General features: G+C 59.3%; 18 protein-coding genes and 1 pseudogene. All 19 read right to left on the reverse strand.

All coding sequences use genetic code 11. The annotated features are described in order from the left end of the window. Positions 1-106: 106 nt before the first annotated feature. A complete protein-coding gene (gene metK / locus AC07U5_RS13345) occupies positions 107-1,372 on the reverse strand; it encodes a methionine adenosyltransferase (protein WP_062427099.1) in 1,266 nt (421 codons plus the stop codon). A 173-nt stretch (positions 1,373-1,545) separates the two neighbouring features. Continuing rightward, on the reverse strand, positions 1,546-1,965 hold the full coding sequence (locus AC07U5_RS13350) for a helix-turn-helix domain-containing protein (RefSeq protein ID WP_062427100.1): 420 nt from the start codon (positions 1,963-1,965) through the stop codon (positions 1,546-1,548). A gap of 140 nt (positions 1,966-2,105) precedes the next feature. After that, a complete protein-coding gene (gene lnt, locus AC07U5_RS13355) occupies positions 2,106-3,698 on the reverse strand; it encodes an apolipoprotein N-acyltransferase (RefSeq protein ID WP_494723215.1) in 1,593 nt (530 codons plus the stop codon). Between the two features lie 289 nt (positions 3,699-3,987). Then, entirely contained in the window at positions 3,988-5,124 is a 1,137-nt protein-coding gene (locus AC07U5_RS13360; protein ID WP_313057118.1) for a hemolysin family protein, read from the reverse strand. A gap of 17 nt (positions 5,125-5,141) precedes the next feature. Further along, the gene (gene ybeY, locus AC07U5_RS13365; protein ID WP_062442992.1) at positions 5,142-5,648 is read right to left on the reverse strand and encodes an rRNA maturation RNase YbeY; all 507 of its coding nucleotides are present in this window, start codon (positions 5,646-5,648) and stop codon (positions 5,142-5,144) included. 10 nt (positions 5,649-5,658) lie between these two features. Beyond that, complete coding sequence (locus AC07U5_RS13370; protein WP_062427103.1) at positions 5,659-6,717, reverse strand: PhoH family protein; 1,059 nt, start codon at positions 6,715-6,717, stop codon at positions 5,659-5,661. 47 nt (positions 6,718-6,764) lie between these two features. After that, a complete protein-coding gene (gene miaB, locus AC07U5_RS13375) occupies positions 6,765-8,162 on the reverse strand; it encodes a tRNA (N6-isopentenyl adenosine(37)-C2)-methylthiotransferase MiaB (RefSeq protein ID WP_112955519.1) in 1,398 nt (465 codons plus the stop codon). A gap of 57 nt (positions 8,163-8,219) precedes the next feature. Next, positions 8,220-9,020, reverse strand: coding sequence for a lyso-ornithine lipid O-acyltransferase (gene olsA / locus AC07U5_RS13380; RefSeq protein WP_112955517.1), 801 nt, complete (start codon positions 9,018-9,020; stop codon positions 8,220-8,222). 34 nt (positions 9,021-9,054) lie between these two features. Further along, positions 9,055-9,483, reverse strand: a complete 429-nt coding sequence (locus tag AC07U5_RS13385) for a Fur family transcriptional regulator (RefSeq protein ID WP_062443002.1) — start codon at positions 9,481-9,483, stop codon at positions 9,055-9,057. Positions 9,484-9,551: 68 nt separating this feature from the next. After that, positions 9,552-10,046 (reverse strand): GNAT family N-acetyltransferase, encoded by a 495-nt coding sequence (locus tag AC07U5_RS13390; protein ID WP_113272889.1) that lies wholly within the window; start codon positions 10,044-10,046, stop codon positions 9,552-9,554. Between the two features lie 89 nt (positions 10,047-10,135). After that, positions 10,136-10,804: a tRNA (adenosine(37)-N6)-threonylcarbamoyltransferase complex dimerization subunit type 1 TsaB gene (gene tsaB / locus AC07U5_RS13395; RefSeq protein ID WP_494723216.1), complete on the reverse strand. Its 669-nt coding sequence runs from the start codon at positions 10,802-10,804 to the stop codon at positions 10,136-10,138. Positions 10,805-10,940: 136 nt separating this feature from the next. Beyond that, positions 10,941-11,504: a NifU family protein gene (locus tag AC07U5_RS13400; RefSeq protein ID WP_113178731.1), complete on the reverse strand. Its 564-nt coding sequence runs from the start codon at positions 11,502-11,504 to the stop codon at positions 10,941-10,943. Positions 11,505-11,704: 200 nt separating this feature from the next. Next, positions 11,705-12,196: a universal stress protein gene (locus AC07U5_RS13405; RefSeq protein ID WP_062427110.1), complete on the reverse strand. Its 492-nt coding sequence runs from the start codon at positions 12,194-12,196 to the stop codon at positions 11,705-11,707. A gap of 179 nt (positions 12,197-12,375) precedes the next feature. After that, positions 12,376-13,440: a tryptophan--tRNA ligase gene (trpS, locus tag AC07U5_RS13410; protein WP_062427111.1), complete on the reverse strand. Its 1,065-nt coding sequence runs from the start codon at positions 13,438-13,440 to the stop codon at positions 12,376-12,378. A gap of 80 nt (positions 13,441-13,520) precedes the next feature. After that, positions 13,521-13,940: a VOC family protein gene (locus AC07U5_RS13415; RefSeq protein ID WP_494723217.1), complete on the reverse strand. Its 420-nt coding sequence runs from the start codon at positions 13,938-13,940 to the stop codon at positions 13,521-13,523. Then, a complete protein-coding gene (gene murJ, locus AC07U5_RS13420; RefSeq protein WP_113266330.1) occupies positions 13,937-15,529 on the reverse strand; it encodes a murein biosynthesis integral membrane protein MurJ in 1,593 nt (530 codons plus the stop codon). Before murJ ends, AC07U5_RS13415 begins: the two co-directional genes overlap by 4 nt. Before the next feature lie 7 nt (positions 15,530-15,536). Next, a complete protein-coding gene (locus AC07U5_RS13425; protein WP_494723218.1) occupies positions 15,537-18,365 on the reverse strand; it encodes a [protein-PII] uridylyltransferase in 2,829 nt (942 codons plus the stop codon). Positions 18,366-18,450: 85 nt separating this feature from the next. Beyond that, on the reverse strand, positions 18,451-21,102 hold the full coding sequence (gene mutS, locus AC07U5_RS13430) for a DNA mismatch repair protein MutS (RefSeq protein WP_494723305.1): 2,652 nt from the start codon (positions 21,100-21,102) through the stop codon (positions 18,451-18,453). Positions 21,103-21,283: 181 nt separating this feature from the next. Continuing rightward, positions 21,284-22,090, reverse strand: a pseudogene (gene olsB, locus AC07U5_RS13435) (l-ornithine N(alpha)-acyltransferase); the annotation flags it as partial. Between the last annotated feature and the right edge of the window lie 40 nt (positions 22,091-22,130).

Here is a 22,130-nt window from a genome sequence, read left to right on the forward strand (position 1 = left end):
TTTCATCGGTATTGCGCGGGTTTCATGTTTTCAGACCCTATCCCCTAAACGGTCGCCCATGGCAAGACCGGAGTGGAGGAGAGGGCTATGTTTCGAGCCGATGACCTCAAGCGGCCTTCAGCGCATCCTTGAGCGGCTTGACCAAATCGATCTTCTCCCAGGAGAAGGAACCGTCACGGCCGGCCTTACGGCCGAAATGGCCGTAGGATGCGGTCTTGGCATAGATCGGCTTGTTGAGGTCGAGGTGACGGCGGATGCCCGATGGCGACAGGTCCATGACCTTGCGGATCGCTGCTTCCACTTCGTCTTCGCTGACCTTGCCCGTCTGATGCAGATCGACATAGACCGACAGCGGCTGTGCAACGCCGATGGCGTAGGACAGCTGGATGGTGCAACGGTCGGCAAGACCTGCGGCAACCACGTTCTTTGCCAGATAGCGAGCGGCATAAGCTGCGGAACGGTCCACTTTCGTGGTGTCCTTACCGGAGAACGCGCCACCGCCGTGCGGAGCTGCACCACCATATGTGTCGACGATGATCTTGCGGCCGGTCAGGCCAGCATCGCCATCAGGACCGCCGATCACGAACTTGCCTGTTGGGTTGATGTACCACTTGCAATCATCGGCAATCTTCAGGTCGCCAAGCGCTTCTCGGATGTAAGGTTCGACGACTGCGCGAACCTTCTTGGAATCCCAGCTTGCGTCCAGATGCTGTGTGGACAGAACGATGGAAACGGCCTCGGACGCCTTTCCGTCGACATAGCGAACGGTCACCTGGCTCTTGGCATCGGGGCCGAGCTTGGCGGCTTCGCCTTCGCCGCTCTTGCGAGCATTGGCAAGCAGCTGAAGAATGCGGTGAGAATAATAGATCGGCGCCGGCATCAGGTCCGGCGTTTCCTTGCAGGCGTAACCGAACATGATGCCCTGGTCGCCAGCCCCTTCGTCGCCCTGCTTGTCGGAGGCGTTATCGACGCCCTGTGCGATATCGGCAGACTGCGGGTGCAAGAGCACGTCGATCTTTGCGGTCTTCCAGTGGAAGCCGTCCTGCTCGTAGCCGATGTCGCGGATGGCCTTGCGCGCCGCCGACTTGAACTTGGATGGGTTGATCACCGGATGGCCTGCGGCATCCTTCAGGACATTGCCGTCCTTGTCCTTCTTCAGCAGCGTATCGGGAACGCGCACTTCTCCAGCGATGATCACGCGGTTGGTGGTGGCGAGCGTTTCGCAAGCGATGCGAACGGTCCATGGGTCAACACCGGTCTTGGACGCTTCACGATAAATCAGATCGACGATTTCATCGGAAATTCGGTCGCAAACCTTGTCAGGATGACCTTCAGCAACGGATTCGCTGGTGAACAGGTAGTTGGCGCGCATGCGGGATTCCCCTCAAAGAACAGGTCTGTGCGTTTGTTATTCATTTCATCGGAAAAAACAAGGACAGAACGACATAAATATATCTTTATATCGGAATTTCATTTCCGCAAGCGCGCAACAAAAAACGGCCCCGAAAGGCCGTTCAAGTGGGTATTCGATCGATTTTCGGTCGCTTACTCGGCGTCGCCTTCCGCAGCCAGCGCCTTTACTAGGTCAACGATACGGCGGCGGACCTTCGGATCGTTGATCTTGACGAAGGCGCGATTGAGCTGCAGTCCCTCGGACGAGGAGAGAAAATCCACGACGTAATTGGAGCTCGACGCTTCGGCAGAGCCGGAAGCGGAGGCTGGCTCGGCGCCCGGCGCATCTTCGAAGAAGAAGGAGACCGGAACGTTCAGAATGGCGGAGATGTTCTGAAGACGGCTGGCGCCAACGCGGTTGGTGCCCTTTTCATATTTCTGGATCTGCTGGAAGGTAATTCCAAGGCTCTCACCCAGCTTTTCCTGGCTCATGCCCAGCATGGTGCGGCGCAGCCGGATGCGGCTTCCGACATGAATGTCGATTGGGTTCGGCTTCTTCTTATTTTCGGTCATATGTTAGTCCTGACATCCTGTTGTCGGTGATTGTTACACATTAACGCAAAACCGTAGAGGTCGGATCAGTGCAACAGTCCTTCATATCACTTGCGTTGTACAACCCTACAATCTCACTATGCAATTTCAGGGGTTTTCGGTCAATTCTTGCGGCTGACTAAACCATACCTAGAAAACAGCGCCACGATCAACATTGTTATAAACAACAACCAAAAGTTCGTTTTACGGGCATCGCTGCTCAGGACGTCGCCTGCCTTACTACTTAGAGTAGCGTCGATTATACCCTTTTGACCATAGTCAAGACCAGCCTCAATGCCACCTAACGGATCAATGATGGCGGAAATGCCAGTGTTGGCTGCTCGAATCACTGGCAAGCCAGTTTCCACAGCGCGCACGCGTGCCTGCTGGAAGTGCTGATAGGGGCCGGGTGTGTCGCCGAACCAGCCATCATTGGTGACATTCAGGATCGCCTCCGAGGAGGCGATATCGGCCGGCACTTCATCGGGGAAGATGATCTCATAGCAGATGAAGGAGTAGAGCTTCTTGCCGGATGGAAGAATGATGGGTGTACGGCTTGCTGCCGGTGAGAAGCCGCCCGGCAGGTTGACGATATTCTCGATGTCGAAACGCCGCAGCACGTCTTCGAAAGGCACATACTCGCCGAAGGGCACGAGATGCACCTTGTCGGTCGCACCAATAATCTGGCCCTGGCCATCCACGGCATAGACGGAGTTGTAGTAGCGCGGCGGATGCCCTGCCCCCGCATCCTCCATGCGCACAGCCCCCGTCAGCAAGATCTGACCATCCTCCAGCGTCTTGGCGATTTCTTCCAGCGCATCCGGGTTCTGGGTCAAAATGAAGGGAACGGATGTTTCCGGCCAGACGATGATATCGGGCCGCTTCTTGCTTGGCGTCGGCGGAAGGGCCGATAGGCGAAGATGCTCCTGGAATATTTCGGCACGATCGGCATTCAGCATCTTGCGCGACTGATCGATGCCGGGCTGCACGATGCGCACCGTGATTGCATCCGCCGCTGGCTCCGGTAATGGCCGATGCTGACGATAAAACCCGTATCCCACATGGCCTGTCAGCAGCAGAACAGCAAGCGTCAGGCCCGGCACCATGCCACGGCGGGTTCCAAAAAGCGCGGGGCTGGAGAAAACGAAGACCGCCAGCATCGACATGCCGAAGATGCCGATCAGGTTGGAACTCTGCATCATCAACGGAACCGGCATCATCCCGTAACCGATCGCGTTCCAGGGAAAGCCTGTGGCGACGAAGCTGCGCAACCATTCCACCAGTCCAAAGGCTGCGGAGAGGGCTGCAAGCCTGCCCCAGCCATCCGACCAGAGGCTGTTTGCCAGCATCACAGCAAGACCGTAGAAAAGCGCGAGAAAAGCGGGCAGGCCCAGAATTGCCAGCGGCAGAGCCCAGGCAAACTCATCTGCCTCCAGCAGCAAAGCATTTCCGAGCCACCACAGGCTCGCGACGAAATAGCCAAAGCCGAAAATCCAGCCGAGCAGAAACGCTCTGAAGGCGCGAGACACGACGCCACCATCGGGGCTTCCCGTGGTGCCATCGATCAACCAGACCAGAAGGGTGAAGGAGACGAAGAGGCTGGCGAAGAACCCGATCGGCGGCAGCGCGAGCGCACCGATAGCGCCGGCCAGAAATGCGATGAGAACGCGGCTGAAGCCACCGCTCAACATGATCGTGCCCGCGAGCCGCTCCATACAGTATCAATCTCCTTGAGGGGCACCGTTCAGCAACGCAAAACCGGAAAGCGGATACCAGAACCTACTTGCCATCGAAACGCGCGCAGTCGGAGAGACCACCGATCGTGTTTCGGCTGCCGAACGCCGAATAGTTATGCGGCATGCCCTTCCGACTTACTGTAAAAAAAATCGAACGTCCACAGGACAGCGATGGCGTGTCTGTGCAATCCGCCAATTGCAGCGGCCTCATCTATCGGTTGTTGGAAAAGAAGAAATCCCGGACCCTTTTGCCCGGGACTTAAACCCATCAAACGGCAGCCTTGTCCGTGCTGTCGGATGGGGCGGGAAGCGCGATCATCTCACTGGTCACGACGGGTGCTGGCGCCTGGTCATCCTCGCCCGTGGAGGACTCGTCGCGAAGGATGCGGACGCGCTTGATGCGGCGATTGTCGGCATCGAGAATCTGGAACTCAAATCCTGGTACCGCGCGGACCACCTCACCCTTCGACGGAATGCGGCCAAGCGCAAAGAAGACGAGACCACCCAGCGTATCGATCTCCTCGGCATGCTCTCGAACATCGAAATCCGGACCGATCGCCTGGGCAAGTTCCGCCAGTTCGATGCGCGCATCCGCGATCAGGACGTCGGACGACACGCGCACGAACATCGCCTCGTCCTTGTCATGCTCATCGTCGATGTCGCCAATGACCATCTCCACGATGTCCTCGTGGGACACAAGCCCGTCGGTGCCACCATATTCGTCGATGATCACCGCAAGCTGGGTCCGCTGCGCCTGCATGGTCTTCAAGAGATCGGATGCGAGCATAGAGGGTGGCGCAAACAGGATCTTGCGGATGATTCCGGCTTCGGCCAGCGTCGTTTCGAGATCGACACGGGCGAGATCGAAATTCGAGCGCGGTGTGCGCGGCGCTTTTACCTCGCCATTGGCCGGCGCGCGTGTACCGCTTCTGCGCTTGTTGCGCGCCTGCTTGCCCACATAGGATAGGAGATCGCGAATATGGATCATCCCCTTGGGATCGTCGAGCGTCTCGTCATAGACCGGCATGCGCGAGCGTCCGGTCGCCTCGAAGCGGATCATCGCTTCACCGATCGTCGTCTCCTGATCGAGCCCGTCAATATCGACGCGCGGGATCATGATGTCCTCGACCGTGACTTCTCTGAAACGGAGAATATTGTTGAGCATCGCCCGCTCGTCGGGCGTGAAGGCAGCGCCGATATCCGTATCGGTCATCAGCGCGTCGGTCAGATCTTCACGAAGGCGCTCGCCCTGCGATGGCTTCAAGATCCGGGAAATTCTCGACCAGATGGTCGAGCGGGGCTTTGCTTGATAGTCCTGTCGTAACGGACTACTGCCCTCCTCCGATGAGGATTGTTCCCCGGCGTCTTTGCCCTCTTGGGGCGGTCTTGCAGAATGTTCGTTCATTGTCCCAAACAGTTCGATCAAAGCGGGTCCTGACCCGCATAGGGATCAGATAGGCCAAGAGTCGCCAAAATGCGAGTCTCGAGCCCCTCCATTTCTTCCGCCTCTTCGGTTTCCATGTGGTCATAACCGAAAAGATGCAGACATCCATGCACCAGCAGATGGGTCAAATGATCCTCGAAACTCTTCTCGAGATCAAGAGCTTCGCGCATGACAGTTTCATGCGCGATGACAATATCGCCGAGCATGGGCCCCGGCATGCCGCCAGGCTCCAGCGGAAAGGCCGGAAAAGACAGGACATTCGTCGCCTTGTCCTTATTGCGCCATTCCGCATTTATTTCCTTGATGGCAGCGTCATCGGTGAAAACCAGCGACAGTTCCACCGGCATGGCGGGGAACGGCTGCTGCTCTTCGTCTTTCAGATAGGAAACAGTGGCCTCCAGCACTTTCGTGCTGAAGGCCAAAAGCTCTTCCTCCGAGGACCAGTCATCGGCCTCGACAGAGATTTGAATATCCAGAACCGTCATCGTCTCGGCTTCAGTAACCTTGTCTTGGAAGGCTCTCATCCGGCACGGCCGTGTGGGATTCGTAGGCCTTGACGATACGCGCCACCATCGGGTGACGCACGACGTCGACGTCCTTGAAGCGAACCACGGAAACGCCTTCAACATCGCCGAGGATCTGCAAGGCCTCGACCAGACCGGATTTCACCCCACGCGGAAGGTCGACCTGACTGGGGTCGCCCGTCACAATCATGCGACCGTTCTCACCCAGACGGGTCAGGAACATCTTCATCTGCATGGTCGTGGTGTTCTGCGCCTCGTCGAGAATGACGGCAGCGTTTGCGAGCGTGCGGCCACGCATGAAGGCGAGCGGCGCAATCTCGATAACGCCTGCCTGAATGGCACGCTCCACCTTGTCGCCGGGCATCATGTCGTAAAGCGCATCATAGAGTGGACGAAGATACGGATCGACCTTTTCCTTCATGTCGCCCGGAAGGAAGCCCAGACGCTCGCCCGCTTCGACGGCAGGCCGAGAAAGAACGATGCGATCCACCGCACCGCGCTCCAGAAGCTGGGCGGCATGGGCGACGGCCAGATAGGTCTTGCCGGTGCCAGCTGGCCCGACACCGAAGACGAGTTCCGACTGTTCCAGCGCCCGCATATAGACATCCTGTGTCGGCGTGCGGGCGGCAATGGTCTTCTTGCGGGTAGAAATCTGGGCCATCGACACCTTGGCTTTGCGCTCCATTGTCGGCAGGGTCAGTTGGTCGTCTGCCGCGACCGCCATGCGGATTGCGCCTTCGACGTCGGAAAGTTCGGCCGTGCCACCCTTCAGCAGGCGCTGATAGAGGAAATCCAGCGCGCGGCGGGCCTGGTTGGTCGCAACCATGTCGCCGGTGATCGCCACCGAATTGCCGCGTGGGCGGGCATCGATGTTGAGCTTCTGCTCCAGCAGTTTCAGGTTTTGATCGAACTGACCGAATAGCTCTCCGGCTATTCTGTTATTCTCGAACGTGAGGACGAAGTGATTGGCGTCGGTCGCGGGTGAACGTGGCTGGCGCGATGATGGTGAGACCAATTCGTGTGCGTTCAAGCGGTCAGGCTCCTGTCCGAGGTCAGTTCCGGTTCCCAACTCTAACTCTATGCCACCTCGGCAAACAAGCTGTTTGGACCGGTCGCGGTGATTCGTACATGAATAATGTCACCGATTTTCATGTTCTTTGCATCAAGATTCACAGACTGAAGCCAGGGAGAACGACCGATCAGCTGTCCGGGCATGCGACCGGGCTTTTCCAGCAACACATCCATGGTCTTTCCAACGAGCGACTGGGCAAAGTCGTTCTGCTGTTTCAACAGCAGCGCCTGCAATCTCTCCAGCCGTTCGGCCTTGACATCTTCCGGCACCTGATCGGTCAAATCGGCGCCGGGCGTCCCTGGACGTGTCGAATATTTGAACGAAAAGGCCTGTGCGTATTTCACCGCTTCCACGATTGCGAGCGTGTCTTCGAAGTCCTGATCCGTCTCGCCGGGGAAGCCCACAATAAAATCCCCGGACATGGCAATATCAGGGCGAGCGTCACGGATTCGTTCGACCAGCCTCAAATATTCCTCGCCCGTATGGCGGCGGTTCATGGCTTTCAAAATGCGGTCGGAGCCAGCCTGAACCGGCAGATGCAGATAGGGCATCAGCGCGCGCAACTCGCGATGCGCCTCGATCAGACGATCGTCCATGTCGCGCGGGTGGCTTGTCGTATAGCGTAGACGTGCGAGGCCCGGAATTTCGGACAGACGATAGAGAAGCTCCGCGAGCCCCCATTCTTCACCCTTCGGACCCGTCGAACGCCAGGCATTGACATTCTGACCAAGGAGCGTGATCTCGCGCACGCCGGCATCGACAAGCTTCATCGCCTCGTCGAGGATCTGGCTGACGGGCCGGGAAACTTCCGAACCGCGCGTGTAGGGCACGACGCAGAAGGTACAGAACTTGTCGCAACCTTCCTGAACGGTAAGAAAGGCTGTCACGCCACGCGAGCGCAGCTTTGCCTTTTCGGCGACCGGCAGATGCTCGAACTTGTCTTCGACCGCGTAATCGGTCTCGATCACCCGCTCGCCATCGCGAACGCGGGCAAGCGCCTGCGGCAGGCGATGATAGGTCTGCGGGCCGATGACGACATCGACGGCGGGCGCACGGCGCAGTATCTCTTCGCCTTCGGCCTGGGCCACACAACCGGCGACGCCAATGACGAATTCACGGCCCTCTTCCTCGCGCAACTTCTTCATGTCGCGCAAACGACCGAGAGCGGAATAGACCTTTTCCGCCGCCTTTTCACGGATGTGACAGGTGTTGAGCAGAACGAGATCCGCCTCGCCCATATCCTCCGTCTGAACATAACCATCCTTTGCCAGAGCATCGCTCATGCGCAAGGAATCGTAGACATTCATCTGACAGCCGTAGGTCTTGATGAAGACCTTGCGGCTGTTGGCTCCATGAGCCATAGCGGTCTGGGTGGCGTCGAGGCCAAGCGTGTCCTGGGTCATGGCGCGTATCTAATGATTTTCGGCCACCAGTTAAATAGAAAAATACGGAAATAGAGGCTATCGCGACTTTCGCCAGCCTCCACGCAGGCTGAAATTCAACATGGTGCGAAGTGCAGTGGTCGCTTCGATGCTGAGCGCCTTGCGATTATCACCCTTGCGGAAGGGGATCGCTTCCCCAAAGGTGACGTCAACCTCGATTGCGCCGGCCTTCACCAGCCCCACCAATGACGGCAGCAAACCGATGCTTCCAGGCCAGGCGGCAACCGGTCGATGGTAACGACCCATCGCCATGCCCTGAATGCCGGTATAGGCGATCGCAACGGGCTGGACATGGACGAGCTGGCTCGGAACCTGATCGGCAGCGCTCGATGCTGCGCCGAACAGCGAGGACTTGATTGGCAAAAGCCGATTGCCATCGGACGTCGTGCCCTCTGGGAAGAGCACGATGATCTCGCCGCCTGCCAGCCTTTCGGCAATCTCGTTGACCTGCACACCTGTCGTGCGTTTCTGTTCACGGGTGACGAAGACGGTTTTCTGCAAACGCGCCAGTTTGCCGAAGATCGGCCAGTCGCGCACTTCGGTCTTGGCAATGAAGGCGACATCCGCAACGCTGCCCAGCACCAATATGTCCTTCCAGGAGACGTGATTGGCAATCAGCAGCAGAGGCCGTTCGGTCTCCAGCCCGCCATGGACATGAACCCTAATCCCGATCGATCGACAGGCCACCCGGTGCCACAGGCGCGGCACCCTGCGGCGGATCGGCAAATCCAGCCAGAGGCCGATAAGCTGCACGGGCAACAGCACAAGGGTCACGATGGAGAGAATGAAAACCGCGTAGGCAATCCGAAGCCACGTCATCGCCGCACTTGCTCCGTGGCCATGGAAAATCGCCTCAACGCTCTTCTGGTTTCAGCGGAACGCCGTAGAGTTCAAGCCGATGATCAACGAGCCTGAAGCCGTGCTCGCGGGCAATCTTTTCCTGCAGCGCTTCGATCTCAGCGGAACGAAATTCGATGACGACACCAGTCTTCAGGTCGATCAGATGATCGTGGTGCTCTTCCGGTACGGTCTCATAGCGCGAGCGGCCATCGCGAAAATCATGGCGCTCGATAATGCCCGCGTCTTCAAACAGCTTAACGGTGCGATAGACGGTGGAGATCGAAATCTTTGGATCGACCGCCGATGAGCGACGATAGAGCTCCTCCACGTCTGGATGGTCTTCCGATTCCTGAAGAACGCGGGCGATGACACGCCGCTGGTCGGTCATGCGCATGCCGCGCTCCGCACATATTTCTTCAAGGGTTTTCGAAAGGTCTACCACGATAATCAGGCCTTCAGATTCTGCGTTGGTCCACCATATTGGTGGCAGAGTGTCTCACCGTCACGGAACTATCGAAGATCGCGGCGCATGACAAGCGCTGTGGATTTCGTCCCATCCTTGGCCGTGTAATAGGCCTTGCGCTCTGCGACCGTCTTGAAGCCGAGCTTGCGGTAGAGATGCACGGCCGGACCGTTCGACCCATCCACCTCCAGAAACATGGTTTCGGCACCGCGCATCAGCGCTTCGCGCATGGCAGCCTGCATCAGGCGCCAGCCAAGCCCGGCACCGGCAAATTTGTCGCTGACGGCAACTGTCAGAATTTCAGCTTCTCCGCCCGCCTCACGCGACAACACGAAGCCGCCGAGCGGCTGGCTGAAGAAGGCGTTGGTTTGACGCGCGACGGCGCCGAAGACAGTGTTCTGTGACAGAAGGCTCGAAAACTCGCCCTCACTCCACGCCTGAGTAAAGCGGGAGGTGTGAAGCTCGGCGACATCGGCGCAGTCAGCATGCGCCATCGGCACGATTTCGAAAAAGGGTTTCCAGCTCAGATAGTCGTCGAACATTGCAGGGAATCATCCACCTTGAATGCAAGAGGGCTACAGCATTGTCCGGCAAATCGAAATCGATTTCGACCGGGCGAAAGGGCGCGCTTTCAGGCGGGCGACAGGCGCTCCAATGCGAAGCCAGATTGCGGGCGGGCGTCCGGGCCACGCAGATAAAGTGGCGCGGGCTTTGGCTGATGCGCGGGTTTCGTTGCCGCGACACGCGCGACGGTGGCAATCGGAAAATGATCCGGCCCCGAACCCGTCTCCTCGCCAGTAAAGAGAGGTGCGGCGGAGCCTATGATCGCGCCGTCGAAGCCGACAAGCGATTGTCTTGCGTCATCGAGAGACACCAGCGCGGCCTCGGTCAGAGGCACGCGATCGGCTGCGAAGATCTGCAGATAGCATTCGCCGCGCTTGGCATCGAGACCGACCGCAACAGGCTGGCCGGGCTGCTGCCGCTGGTGATGAGCGGCAAGCGTCTCAAGGGTCGTGATGCCGACCGCCTCCACATCAAGCGAGAGGGCGAAGCCGCGTGCGGCGGCCACACCCACGCGAATGCCGGTGAAAGAACCAGGACCGACCGTGACGGCGAGACGCTCGACGGCATTGAGCGTCAGACCAGCTTTGGAAAACGCACCATCGATAATGCCCATCAACAATTCGGCATGGCCCTTGCCGATGTTTTCCGTCACTTCGCCGAGAACAGTATCGTTTTCACTGTCATAAACACAGGCAGAGCAATCCACGCCGGATGTATCGATGGAGAGAATGATCATCTGAAAAGCTGAACCTTATGCCTGTCCAAAGCGCAAGCCACGAGCGAGACGAACGGGGCTCGTGGCAACGCCGCTTATGAGTAGAGGCGCAGTCACGCGCCTCGCCTCAGTACCGATCGATTGGCTCAGCCGTTTATCAAACAGCCTCGACCTCTTGCACTTCCGGCACGAAGTGACGGAGCAGGTTCTGCACGCCGTGCTTCAGGGTTGCCGTGGAAGATGGGCAGCCGGAGCATGCGCCCTTCATGTTGAGGAACACGGTGCCGTCGCGAAAACCACGGAAGGTGATGTCGCCGCCATCTTGCGCCACAGCCGGACGGACGCGGGTTTCGAGAAGTTCCTTGATGGTCGCAACGATCGTTTCGTCACCCTCTTCGAAGAACTCTTCCTCCTCGTCGGAAATCTCGGCATGGATCGCTGTGCCCATCAGCGGGCGGCCCGACATGAAGTGCTCCATGATCGAACCGAGGATCGCGGGCTTAAGGTGCTGCCATTCGGCGCCGTCCTTGGTGACCGTGATGAAATCGAAGCCGTAATAGACGCCGGTGACGCCCGGAATTTCAAACAGCGTTGCTGCAAGCGGCGAAGATTGCGCCTGCGCAGCGCTCAGGAATTCCGCCGTGCCGCTTTCCAGAACCACCCTGCCCGGCAGGAACTTCAGCGTCGTCGGGTTTGGCGTGGATTCCGTTTGAATGAACATTTCGATCTCCTTCGAGGCAGCGCACCGGTCAGGGCATGCTTGCCCCGTAATTTAGAATGCTTCCAAAATATGCCGGACGAAGAGCGACTTCAAGCCCTGACATGACAATCCCGTTCAAGAAATCTTCCACCCTGTTCTACACCCGTTTTCGTCAAAGCCGAACAGGATTCTTCGGGAAGAAAGCGCTTGATGGACAGCGGTCAGCAGAGGGCGTCGATTTCCTCGTCCGTCAGGGTATCCGGCAGGACCGTGACGGGAATGGGGAAGGCAGCGCCGCGTCCGGCAATGGAGGAAACGAGCGGACCTGGACCATCCTTGGTAGAGCCTGCGGCCAATACGAGGATGGCGATGTCGCGATCTTCTTCGATCAGCCCGTGGATCTGCTCGGCGGCATTGCCTTCGCGGATCACCGCCTCGGGCTCGATGCCGACCGTCTCACGCACGCGTTGTGCGACCTTCGCCAGCGAGGCTTCAGCCTCTTCGCGGGCTTCGGCCCGCATGATCTGCTCGACGCCCAGCCACTGCTGGAAATCCCCTTCTGGGATGACGAAGAGCAGAACGAGGGCGCCATTGGAGTTCTTGGCGCGGCGACCGGCATAATGCACGGCTCTTTCGCATTCCGGTGTGCCATCGATGACCACCAGAAATTTTCGCCGGTGTCCTTCCAGGCGCGACAGCCGTTTTGAAACCATTCAGCACTCCCTGTTTCCGCCGTGGCATGAAGCGCCGCCCGCCGGTTTGGGCGGAGCTTATCGTATCACAATGGAAAGCGGAATCGATTTTCCTAAAAGGCGAATGTGCAGATACGACGCCTCCGCACCCAGAAAAACGCCTCTCGCCGAAAGGCGGGAGCCGGGAGGCGCAGACAAAATCACCTCAGGAAACCGATGATGTCGCGAACTTCGTCCATCGTCTTTTGTGCGATGGCACCAGCACGCTCGCCGCCATCCTTCAGGATCGCGTCGATATGGCTGACATCATCCAGAAGGCGGCGCATCTCGTTGTTGATCGGTGCAAGCACGTTGACCGCCAGATCGACAAGCGCCGGCTTGAAGGCCGAAAACTGCTGCCCACCGAATTCGGCAAGCACATCCGCCTTGGTCTTGTCGGAGAGGGCTGCATAGATTCCGACGAGGTTTTCCGCCTCGGCGCGACCCTTCAGGCCTTCGACTTCGCTCGGCAACGCGTCCGGGTCGGTCTTGGCCTTCTTGATCTTCTTGGAGATCGCGTCGACATCATCCATCAGGTTGATGCGCGACAGATCCGACGGATCGGATTTCGACATCTTCTTGGTGCCGTCCTTCAAGGACATGACGCGCGGTGCCGGACCGCCGATCAGCGGTTCGACCATCGGGAAATAGGCGTGAACCGGTTCGTCGCCGACGGTGATATCGAGGCCGAGGCCAGCCTTACGGATATGATCGCCGAAATCGATGTTGAACTTCTGGGCGATGTCGCGGGCGAGTTCCAGATGCTGCTTCTGGTCGTCGCCGACCGGAACATGGGTTGCGCGATACACCAGAATGTCAGCCGCCATCAGGCTCGGATAGGCCAGCAGTCCAAGCGAAACCTGTTCGGCATTCTTGCCGGACTTGTCCTTGAACTGGGTCATGCGCTCCATCCAGCCGATGCGCGCGACGCAGTTGAACACCCAGGCAAGCTCGGCATGCTGCGGCACGGCCGACTGGTTGAAGACGATATGCTTCACCGGATCGATGCCAGACGCAATGAAGGCGGCGGCAATCGAACGCGTCTGCGCTTTCAGGTCCGAATGGACCAACTGCGCGGTGATGGCGTGCATGTCGACGACGCAATAGATGCAGTCATTGTCTTCCTGCAATGCGACGAACTTGCGGATGGCGCCGAGATAGTTGCCAAGGTGGAGATTGCCGGTGGGCTGAACCCCGGAGAAAACCAGCGGCTTGAATGCGTTCATGATCGTCCTCGAAAGGCTTGTGGAGGGCCTTGCCCCGCGCATTGATGTGGCCGCGCTTATGCACCCGGAACCCGTTGCAATCAAGGGGTTTCAGCGGCTGGCTGGAGCAGGTCCCATTTGTTGCCGTAGAGGTCTTCGAAAACGGCAACCGTGCCGTAAACCTCGCGACGCGGCTCCTCCAGAAAGCGAATCCCGTTGGCTTTCATGCGATGAAAATCTGCGTCAAAATCATCCGTATACAGGAAGAAACCAACCCGACCGCCGGTCTGGTTGCCGATCGCGGCAGCCTGCGCTTCTCCATCGGCTTGCGCCAAAAGAAGCCCGCTCGCCCCCTCACCTTTCGGTTTGACGACAAGCCAGCGCTTGCCGTCCGGCATCGGCTGGTCCGAAAGGCATTCGAAGCCAAGGCTGTCGCAGTAGAACACCTTGGCGCGATCGTAATCGTCCACCACCAGAGAGACGAGTGCGATGTGGCGTATGGACGTATAGCCAGAACTCATGGCTCGATCTCGCTTTGGACATCCGTCTTGCGCTTGCGCTTCATGCCGCGTCTGACCATCCCAAGGTTTGCCCCACCGGAGGCGAATGCTACCCCGAAATAGATGACCATGGCGCCGACGACCAGCGCAAGCAATGTGCCTGCCCGGACAGCAAGGTTTGAGGCCGATGACAGTTCGTAGGAAAAATAGGACAGCGCGTAATGAATGGCGAACGCCATGAGACCTGCCGCGATCAGCAGCCGTGGGATGCGCAGGAGAAGCGGCAGATCGAGCTTCCAGTGGCCACGCCACATCAGCATGCCGAAGAGCAGTGCGGCGTTCACCCAACCGGCGGTGATTTCCGCCGTCGCAATTCCCGGACCGCCGTAAGAGGGGAAAAGCGTCAGGGCCAGCGAGACGTTCACCACCACGGAAATCGCCGCAAAGATCATCGGAGTGCGTGTATCCTCACGGGCGAAGAAGCCGGGAATGAAGGCCTTGATCAGAACGAAGGCCGGCAGGCCGAGGCCGTAGATGCCGAGGATTTCCGCAACAGTGACCGTGGCGGACGGCGAGAAATTGCCGCGCTCATAGAGGAAACGAACGATTGGCTCCGCCATGACCAGCAGCGCTGCAGCGGCCGGCAGCGTGAGGAAGAGCACGAACTCGACGGAGCGGTTCTGCAGATTGGCCGCCTCCACCGCATGGCCGCCTCGAAGCGCACGCGCCAGTTCCGGCAGAAGAACCGTCGCCACCGCAATGCCGACGACGCCGAGCGGCAGCTGATAGATGCGGTCGGCATAGGCGAGCGAGGAGATCACGCCGTCTCCGCCGGAAGCGATATTGGTGTTGATCAGCAAATTGATCTGGGTGATGCCGCCGGTGATTGCGGCCGGCAGTGCTAGAACCAGCAGGCGCTTGACGTTGCCCGTCAGCTTCGGGCGGCGAAAGCCGATCTTGATACCGGCATGACGCACAGCAACCCAGACGATGGCAAGCTGGACGAAACCTGCGGCCATGACACCCCAGGACAGCGCGTAGCCGACCTGCAGCGCATCATAGTGCTTCCACCAGGCGAGCGCCAAGACGCCAATGAGGATGACATTGAGAAAGACCGGCGCGATGGCCGCAGCGAAATAGCGATGCAGCGAATTCAGCATCCCGCCCATCATGGCCGCCAGCGACATGCAGGCGAGATAGGGAAACATGATGGTGGCGAGGCGCACCGTGTTTTCAAATTTCGTCGGGTCATCGACAAAGCCCGGTGCAATCACCGTTCTGACGAGAAACGGCATGGACAGTTCCATGACGATCGTCAGCGCCATCAGCACAGTGAAGAGAACACCGAAGACCTCCTCGGAGAAGCGGCGCGCGCCCTCCATGCCATTGGCCTCGATTTCCTTGGCGAAAAGCGGCACGAAAGCGGAGTTGAACGCGCCCTCGGCAAACAGGCGGCGGAAGGTGTTGGGAAAGCGGAATGCCGCGTTGAAGGCATCCGCCACCGGTCCTGTACCCACGGCTGCCGCCATCAGCATTTCACGGATGAAGCCGAACAGGCGGCTTCCAAGCGTCGCGCCGCCGACGGTGGCGAATTTGCCGATCAAACTCATTTTTTATTCAAGCCTTTGCGGTGCGCGCAGCAGGAAGGGCTGCTACATCCGGATGCGCGATGATGCCGGAGGGCATGCGATCACGCAGTTCATCTTCCTGCTCCGCCATGACGGCCTTCAACCGCATTGCGATGTTGGATTGACGGTTTTCCGTCATCACCTTCTGGCCGAAGAGATCGGTGACGTAGAAGGTATCGATGACCTTTTCGCCGAAGGTGGTGATCCGCGCGGAGGTGATATCCAGCGATAGATCGGCCAGCACCGCCGTCATGTCCGCCAGGAGGCCGGGGCGGTCAAGGCATTCGACCTCGATGACGGTGAATTTGTTGGAAAGCCCGTTGGAAATCGTCACCGACGGTGGGATATTGAAGGTCTTGCTCTTTTTGCGGCTCTTGGTCCGCGTCGCAATGATCTCGGGAAGCCGCTTCTTGCCGGCCAGAACCTCTTCGATCAGTTTGCCGATATTGGTGGCGCGGCGGGTCTCATCCTCATCGATCGGGAATTCGCGGTTGATTAGGATCGTATCGAGGGCGCGGCCGTCCGATGTCGTGAAGATCTGAGCGTCGGCGATGTTGGCGCCGGCAGCGGAGCAGGCGCCGGTGATGATCGACAGCAGGCGCGGATGGTCAGGTGCGAGAACCGTGATTTCGGTGATGGCGTGGAAGGAATGGGTGCGGGCCATGGTTGCCAGCGCCTTCTCCTGCTTGTCCGCCTCACGCAGAAAGCGGGTGTGGCGGACCTGGTCTTCCAAGGCGACCGACAGAAGATAGGCATCATAGTGCAGCTTGCTGTATTTGCGGCGCGCCTTCTGGCCCCAGTCATCCAGCGCATCGTAAAGGCGCTGACGGGCGACCTTGGCGCGCTCCTTGCGCGAGCTTTCCGAAAAGCCGCCGGAGAGAAGAAGCTCGGTTTCGTAATAGAGCGTGCGCAGCAACTGCCCCTTCCAGCCGTTCCAGACATCCGGACCAACGGCGCGGATGTCGCAGACGGTGAGGATCAACAGCATCTTCAGCCGCTCCATCGACTGAACCTTGTCGGCAAAGTCGGTGATCGTCTTGCGGTCATGCAGATCGCGGGTCTGGGCCACCATCGACATCAGGAGATGCTGCTCGATCAGCCACATCACCGTCTCGGTCTGCTTGGTGGAGAGACGGAAGCGCTGGCAGAGCTTGCGGGCCACGCGTGCACCGGCAATGGAGTGATCCTCCTGCCTGCCCTTTGCCACATCGTGAAGGAGAACCGCGACATAGAGAGCGTCGCGGTCTTCAATGGCCGGCATCAACTGGTTGACCAGCGGATGGGTATCGACCGCCTGCCCCTTGTCGATCTCGGCGAGGATTGCGACCGAGCGGATCAAGTGCTCATCGACCGTATAGTGATGATACATGTTGAACTGCATCATCGCGACGATCTTGCCGAATTCGGGGATGAATTTGCCGAGAACACCGGCCTCGTTCATGCGCCGTAGCGTCAGTGCCGGATCGCGCCTCGAGGTCAGGATGGCGAGGAACAGCCGGTTGGCTTCCTCATTCTCGCGAAGCTCATGATTGATGAGACCGAGCGAGCGGGTCACGACGCGAAGGGCATCCGGGTGGAGTTCGAGATTGTTGATATCGGCCACATGGAAAAGCCGGATCAGGCTGACCGGATCGTTGCGGAAGACATCGGCATTGGCGAGCGCGATACGACCGCGGTCTTCGACGAATTCGCTGGAGCCTGGAATCTTGCGAAGCCGATGGGCAAAGCGGCTGAGAACGCCGGAAAGCCCCGGCACGTCCTTCGCCTGGCGGTCCTCAAGAGCGGCGCAAAGAATGCGCGTCAGATCGCCCACATCCTTGGCCACGAGGAAATAGTGCTTCATGAAGCGCTCGACAGCCGAAAGGCCGGGGCGAGGCTGGTAATGAAGGGCGGCGGCAATCTCGCGCTGGATATCGAAGGAAAGCCGCTCCTCGGCCTTGCCGGTAATGAAGTGCATCTGGCAGCGCACCGCCCAGAGAAAGTCATCGGCCTTTTCGAAGAGCTTCAGTTCGCTTCTGGAAAGAACCCCGAGCTTCACCAGCTCTGCCGTGTCGCGCACGTGGTAATAATATTTGGCGATCCAGAAGAGCGTGTGGAGATCACGCAGACCGCCCTTGCCTTCCTTCACATTCGGCTCGACCAGATAACGGGTGTCGCCTGCCTTGCGATGGCGCTGATCGCGCTCGGCCAACTTGGCGGCGATGAATTCCGGGCCGCTATTGGTGACGACTTCGGTTTCGAATCGGCGCTCCAACTCGTCGGCGAGCGACTTCTTTCCGCAGATCGGGCGCATTTCGAGAATGGCGGTGCGGATCGTCATATCCGCCTTGGACAGCTTGATGCACTCATCCACGGTGCGGGTGGCGTGGCCGACCTTGAAGCCGACATCCCAAAGAATGTAGAGAATGAACTCGATCGCCTTGTGCATGTCCGGCGTGTTCTTGAGCGGCAGCAGGAACAGAAGATCGATGTCCGATCCGGGTGCCAGCGTGCCTCGCCCATAGCCGCCGACAGCGGTGATGGCGATGCCTGGCGCATCCTTCGGATAGACATATTGGCAGGCGAGATCGTAAAGCACCTCGATCAGACGGTCCTGCAGCCAGGAAATGCGCCTAGCGCAGTCAATGCCGCCGCCTTCGGAATCGAGAAGATCGCGCGCCATTTGCCGTCCGTCGCTGCTTGCCCTCTTGAAGATGGGCAAAAGGTCGGAGCGCACATCCGAAACGCGCTTTCCATCGCCTTGAAAGACGAGATCGCATTGATGCTTCAGTGCTGCGACATCCAGTATCGCGGAGAAATCCAGGTCCTTAGAGGCCATTGAGCCGATATCCATTCCATGCGTCTTGCGCTGATGGCACAGCGCTATAGCGATTTTGAGGCCGAATGGACAGGCACTCTACGCATCAAGCGTTGCCAAGTTGTTTCTTGAGCGCATAGAGCGCGTCCAGTGCCTCGCGCGGCGTCATCTCGTCCGGGTTCAGCACCTTCAACGCCTCATCCACCTTCGAGTTGCCCTTGGCGTTAGCCGCTTCGCGCCGGACCGCGACCTGAAACAGCGGCAGATCATCGATCAACTGGCTTGCCGGGTTTTTGCGATCGGCATCTTCGAGTTGGTTGAGAACCTCTCGCGCACGCTCCACCACGGCGGCGGGAAGGCCGGCAAGGCGGGCCACCTGAATGCCGTAGGAACGATCCGCAGCACCGGGACCAACCTCATGCAGGAAGATCACGTCGCCTTCCCATTCCCGGACCTTCATGGTGACGTTGGAGAGGCGGCCAAGCTTTTCAGACAGCACCGTCAACTCGTGGAAATGGGTGGCGAAAAGACCGCGGCAGCGGTTCACCTCATGTAAGTGTTCCACCGTCGCCCAGGCAATTGACAGACCGTCGAAGGTCGCCGTGCCGCGCCCGATCTCGTCGAGGATGACGAGCGAACGTTCGGTCGCCTGATTGAGAATTGCCGCCGTCTCGACCATTTCGACCATGAAGGTGGAGCGGCCACGGGCGAGATCGTCCGAAGCACCGACGCGCGAGAAAAGCCGGTCGACAATGCCGATATGGGCTGCCTCTGCCGGAACGAAGGACCCGATCTGGGCAAGGATAGCGATCAACGCATTCTGACGCAGGAAGGTCGATTTACCGCCCATGTTCGGACCGGTCAGCATCCAGATCGCGCCGTTGCGATTGCCATCGACGGCTGAGAGATCGCAATTATTGGCAATGAAGGGTCCGCTCGACTGACGGCGCAAGGCCTGCTCCACGACCGGGTGACGCCCGCCGCGGATCGCAAACGTCATGGAGCCATCGACCACCGGCCGGCAATAGGCCTGTTCGGATGCCAGATGGGCGAGGCTCGTTGCCACGTCGATAGCAGCAAGTGCCAGAGAGCCCGCCTTGATGGCTTCGGCTTCGGCCACCACCGCCTGCACCATACCGTCGAAGGCCCGCAATTCCATGGTCAGCGCCTGGGCGGCGGCGTTGGCGATGCGGCTTTCCAGATCGGCAAGCTCGGTGGTGGTAAAGCGCATAGCGCCTGCCATCGTCTGGCGGTGAATGAAGCGCGCCTTGGCCTCGTCGCTTCCCGTCATCACATCGGCATTGCCAGCCGTCACCTCGATGAAGTAGCCGAGCACATTGTTGTGCTTGATCTTCAGCGACTTGATGCCGGTCTCTTCCGCATATTGCAATTGCAAGCCGGCAATCACCCGACGCGACTGGTCGCGCAGCGCCCGCACCTCATCGAGTTCCGGGTTCGAGCCTTCACGAATGAAGCCGCCATCGCGCTTCAGGAGCGGAAGGTCGTCCGACAGCATCTCCGACAGCATGGCTTCGAGCGAGGCTGGCAAGGCTTTGAGATCGGCGAGCGCTGCCGCCAGTTCGTCGGGCAACAGCCCCTGATCAAGCAACTGACCGACGATCGCGGCAGCGGAAAGTCCCTGGCGAATGGCACCGAGATCACGCGGACCGCCGCGATCAAGCGCCAGGCGCGACAGCGCGCGCGGCATGTCTGCCACCTGCTTCAGAGCCTCACGCAGACCATCGCTCAAGGACACATCGTCGAGCAGATAGGCCACCGCATCGAGCCGGGCGTTGATCCGTTCAGGATCGGTCAGCGGCGACATCAGCCGCTCCGCCAGAAGCCGCGCACCGCCGCCAGTCACCGTGCGGTTGATGGCCTGCAAGAGCGATCCGTCGCGTTCTCCGGCAAGCGTCTTGGTCAATTCCAGATTGGCGCGGGTCGCAGGATCGATGAACAGCGTCGAGGCAGAGCTTTCGCGTTCGGGTGCACCGAGAGGCGGGCGCTCAGCGATCTGAGTCTTCTCGACATAGGCGACGGCTGCAGCTGCGGCTGCCAGTTCCACACGGGAGAAAGCTCCGAAGCCATCCAGCGTCGAGACGTTGAAGTAGCGCGCGATGCGACCTTCGGCGGTCGCGCTATCAAACAGGACGGCAGGTTGAGGGACGGCCACGCGACCCAGCACATCGAAGGTCGGCCGCAGTTCTTCGTCGTGAAACAGGCTGTCGGCCACGATCAACTCGCGCGGATCAATGCGCCAAATGTCGGCCAGCAGCCGCGTCAATGTCGTTTCCGCCAGTCTGAAGACGCCGGTGGAGATATCGATCCAGGCCAGCGCAAACTGCGCCTCCGAACTGCCGCGGATGCGCGCAAGTGCCATCAGGTAGTTGGATTCGGTCGGCGAGAGCAGCTTTTCTTCGGTCAGCGTGCCGGGCGTGACAAGACGCACGACGTCACGTTTGACCACAGATTTCGAGCCACGCTTCTTTGCTTCCGCCGGGTCTTCCACCTGTTCGCACACGGCAACGCGATAGCCGCGCATGATCAGCTTTTGCAGATAGTCATCCGCCGCGTGGACCGGCACCCCGCACATGGGAATGTCCTGACCCAGATGCTGGCCGCGCTTGGTAAGGGTGATGCCGAGCGCGCGCGAGGCTTCCGCCGCATCGTCGAAGAACAGTTCGTAGAAATCGCCCATGCGATAGAAAAGCAGCGAACCGGGATTGTTCGCCTTGATCTCGATATACTGCTCCATCATCGGCGTTGCCGATGCGCGGCTCTCTTCGGAAATGAGCGAGGCGGTGGAATGAACGTCCGTCAATGGCGTGATCGTATCTGCTTGGGGCTTTGAGAAAACAAAGCCGGAGACTACCGGCGCGGCCCTCCAAGAACAACACGCAGAAAAATGAACCCACAGGAAGCTTGATGCCGGAACGGTATCAACCGTTGAAGCGCTCTGCGTCACCGCCATAGTAATTGATGTAGCGCCCGGCAATCGATGAGACCGGCAGGATGACCAGCACGTCGGTGGTGTTGAAGGCGTGGTCGACCACGGCACCGGCACCGAACATGGCGCCAAGACGCATATAGCCCTTGATCAGCGGCGGCATGGCGTTGAGCGCCCGACGCGGATTGATCGCTTCCAGCGGCATCATATCCATTTCGCGGTAAAGTTCTGGCAGTGCCTCGGTCCGCCATTCAGCCTTGGAGCCGCAGCTATGATGCAGGAAGGACAGCGCCAGCGCGTGAGCTTCCGGCTGAATGCCTGGGAAGGAGGCACAGCCGATCATCGCATCCATGCGGTGACGGACGGCATAGGCCCAGTTGCCTTGCCAGAGAAGTTCGAGGGTGCGCTTGGTGCGATACTCAGGCAGCACGCAGGAGCGTCCCAATTCCATGAAGCGCTTATCCGGGTGGCGCGCGATCAGGCTCTCGATTTCGAATTCGCTTGCCGAGTAAAAACCCTTATTCGCCAACGCCGTCTCCTGCCTGAGCAGGCGATAGGTGCCGACGATCTGATCTTCGGGATCGCCCTCTATGGCGTTGTCGAGAACCAGGAGATGGTCGCAGACGGCGTCGAAGGCATCAATGTCGCGACCGCGACGCATCGCGTCTGCTGGAAGCCGCGCACCCATCTCTTCGACGAAGACGCGGAAGCGGACCTGCTGGGCTGCATCGATCTCACGCTCATTTCTGGCGAGGCGTGTTTCGAGGGAGCCGATACGACCAAAGACGTCGGCTTCCCGCTTTTCGGCAGCTGGCAAAACAGCGCCGCCCAAGCCCGTG

Source organism: Agrobacterium sp. GW821-FHT02D03 (assembly GCF_059421725.1).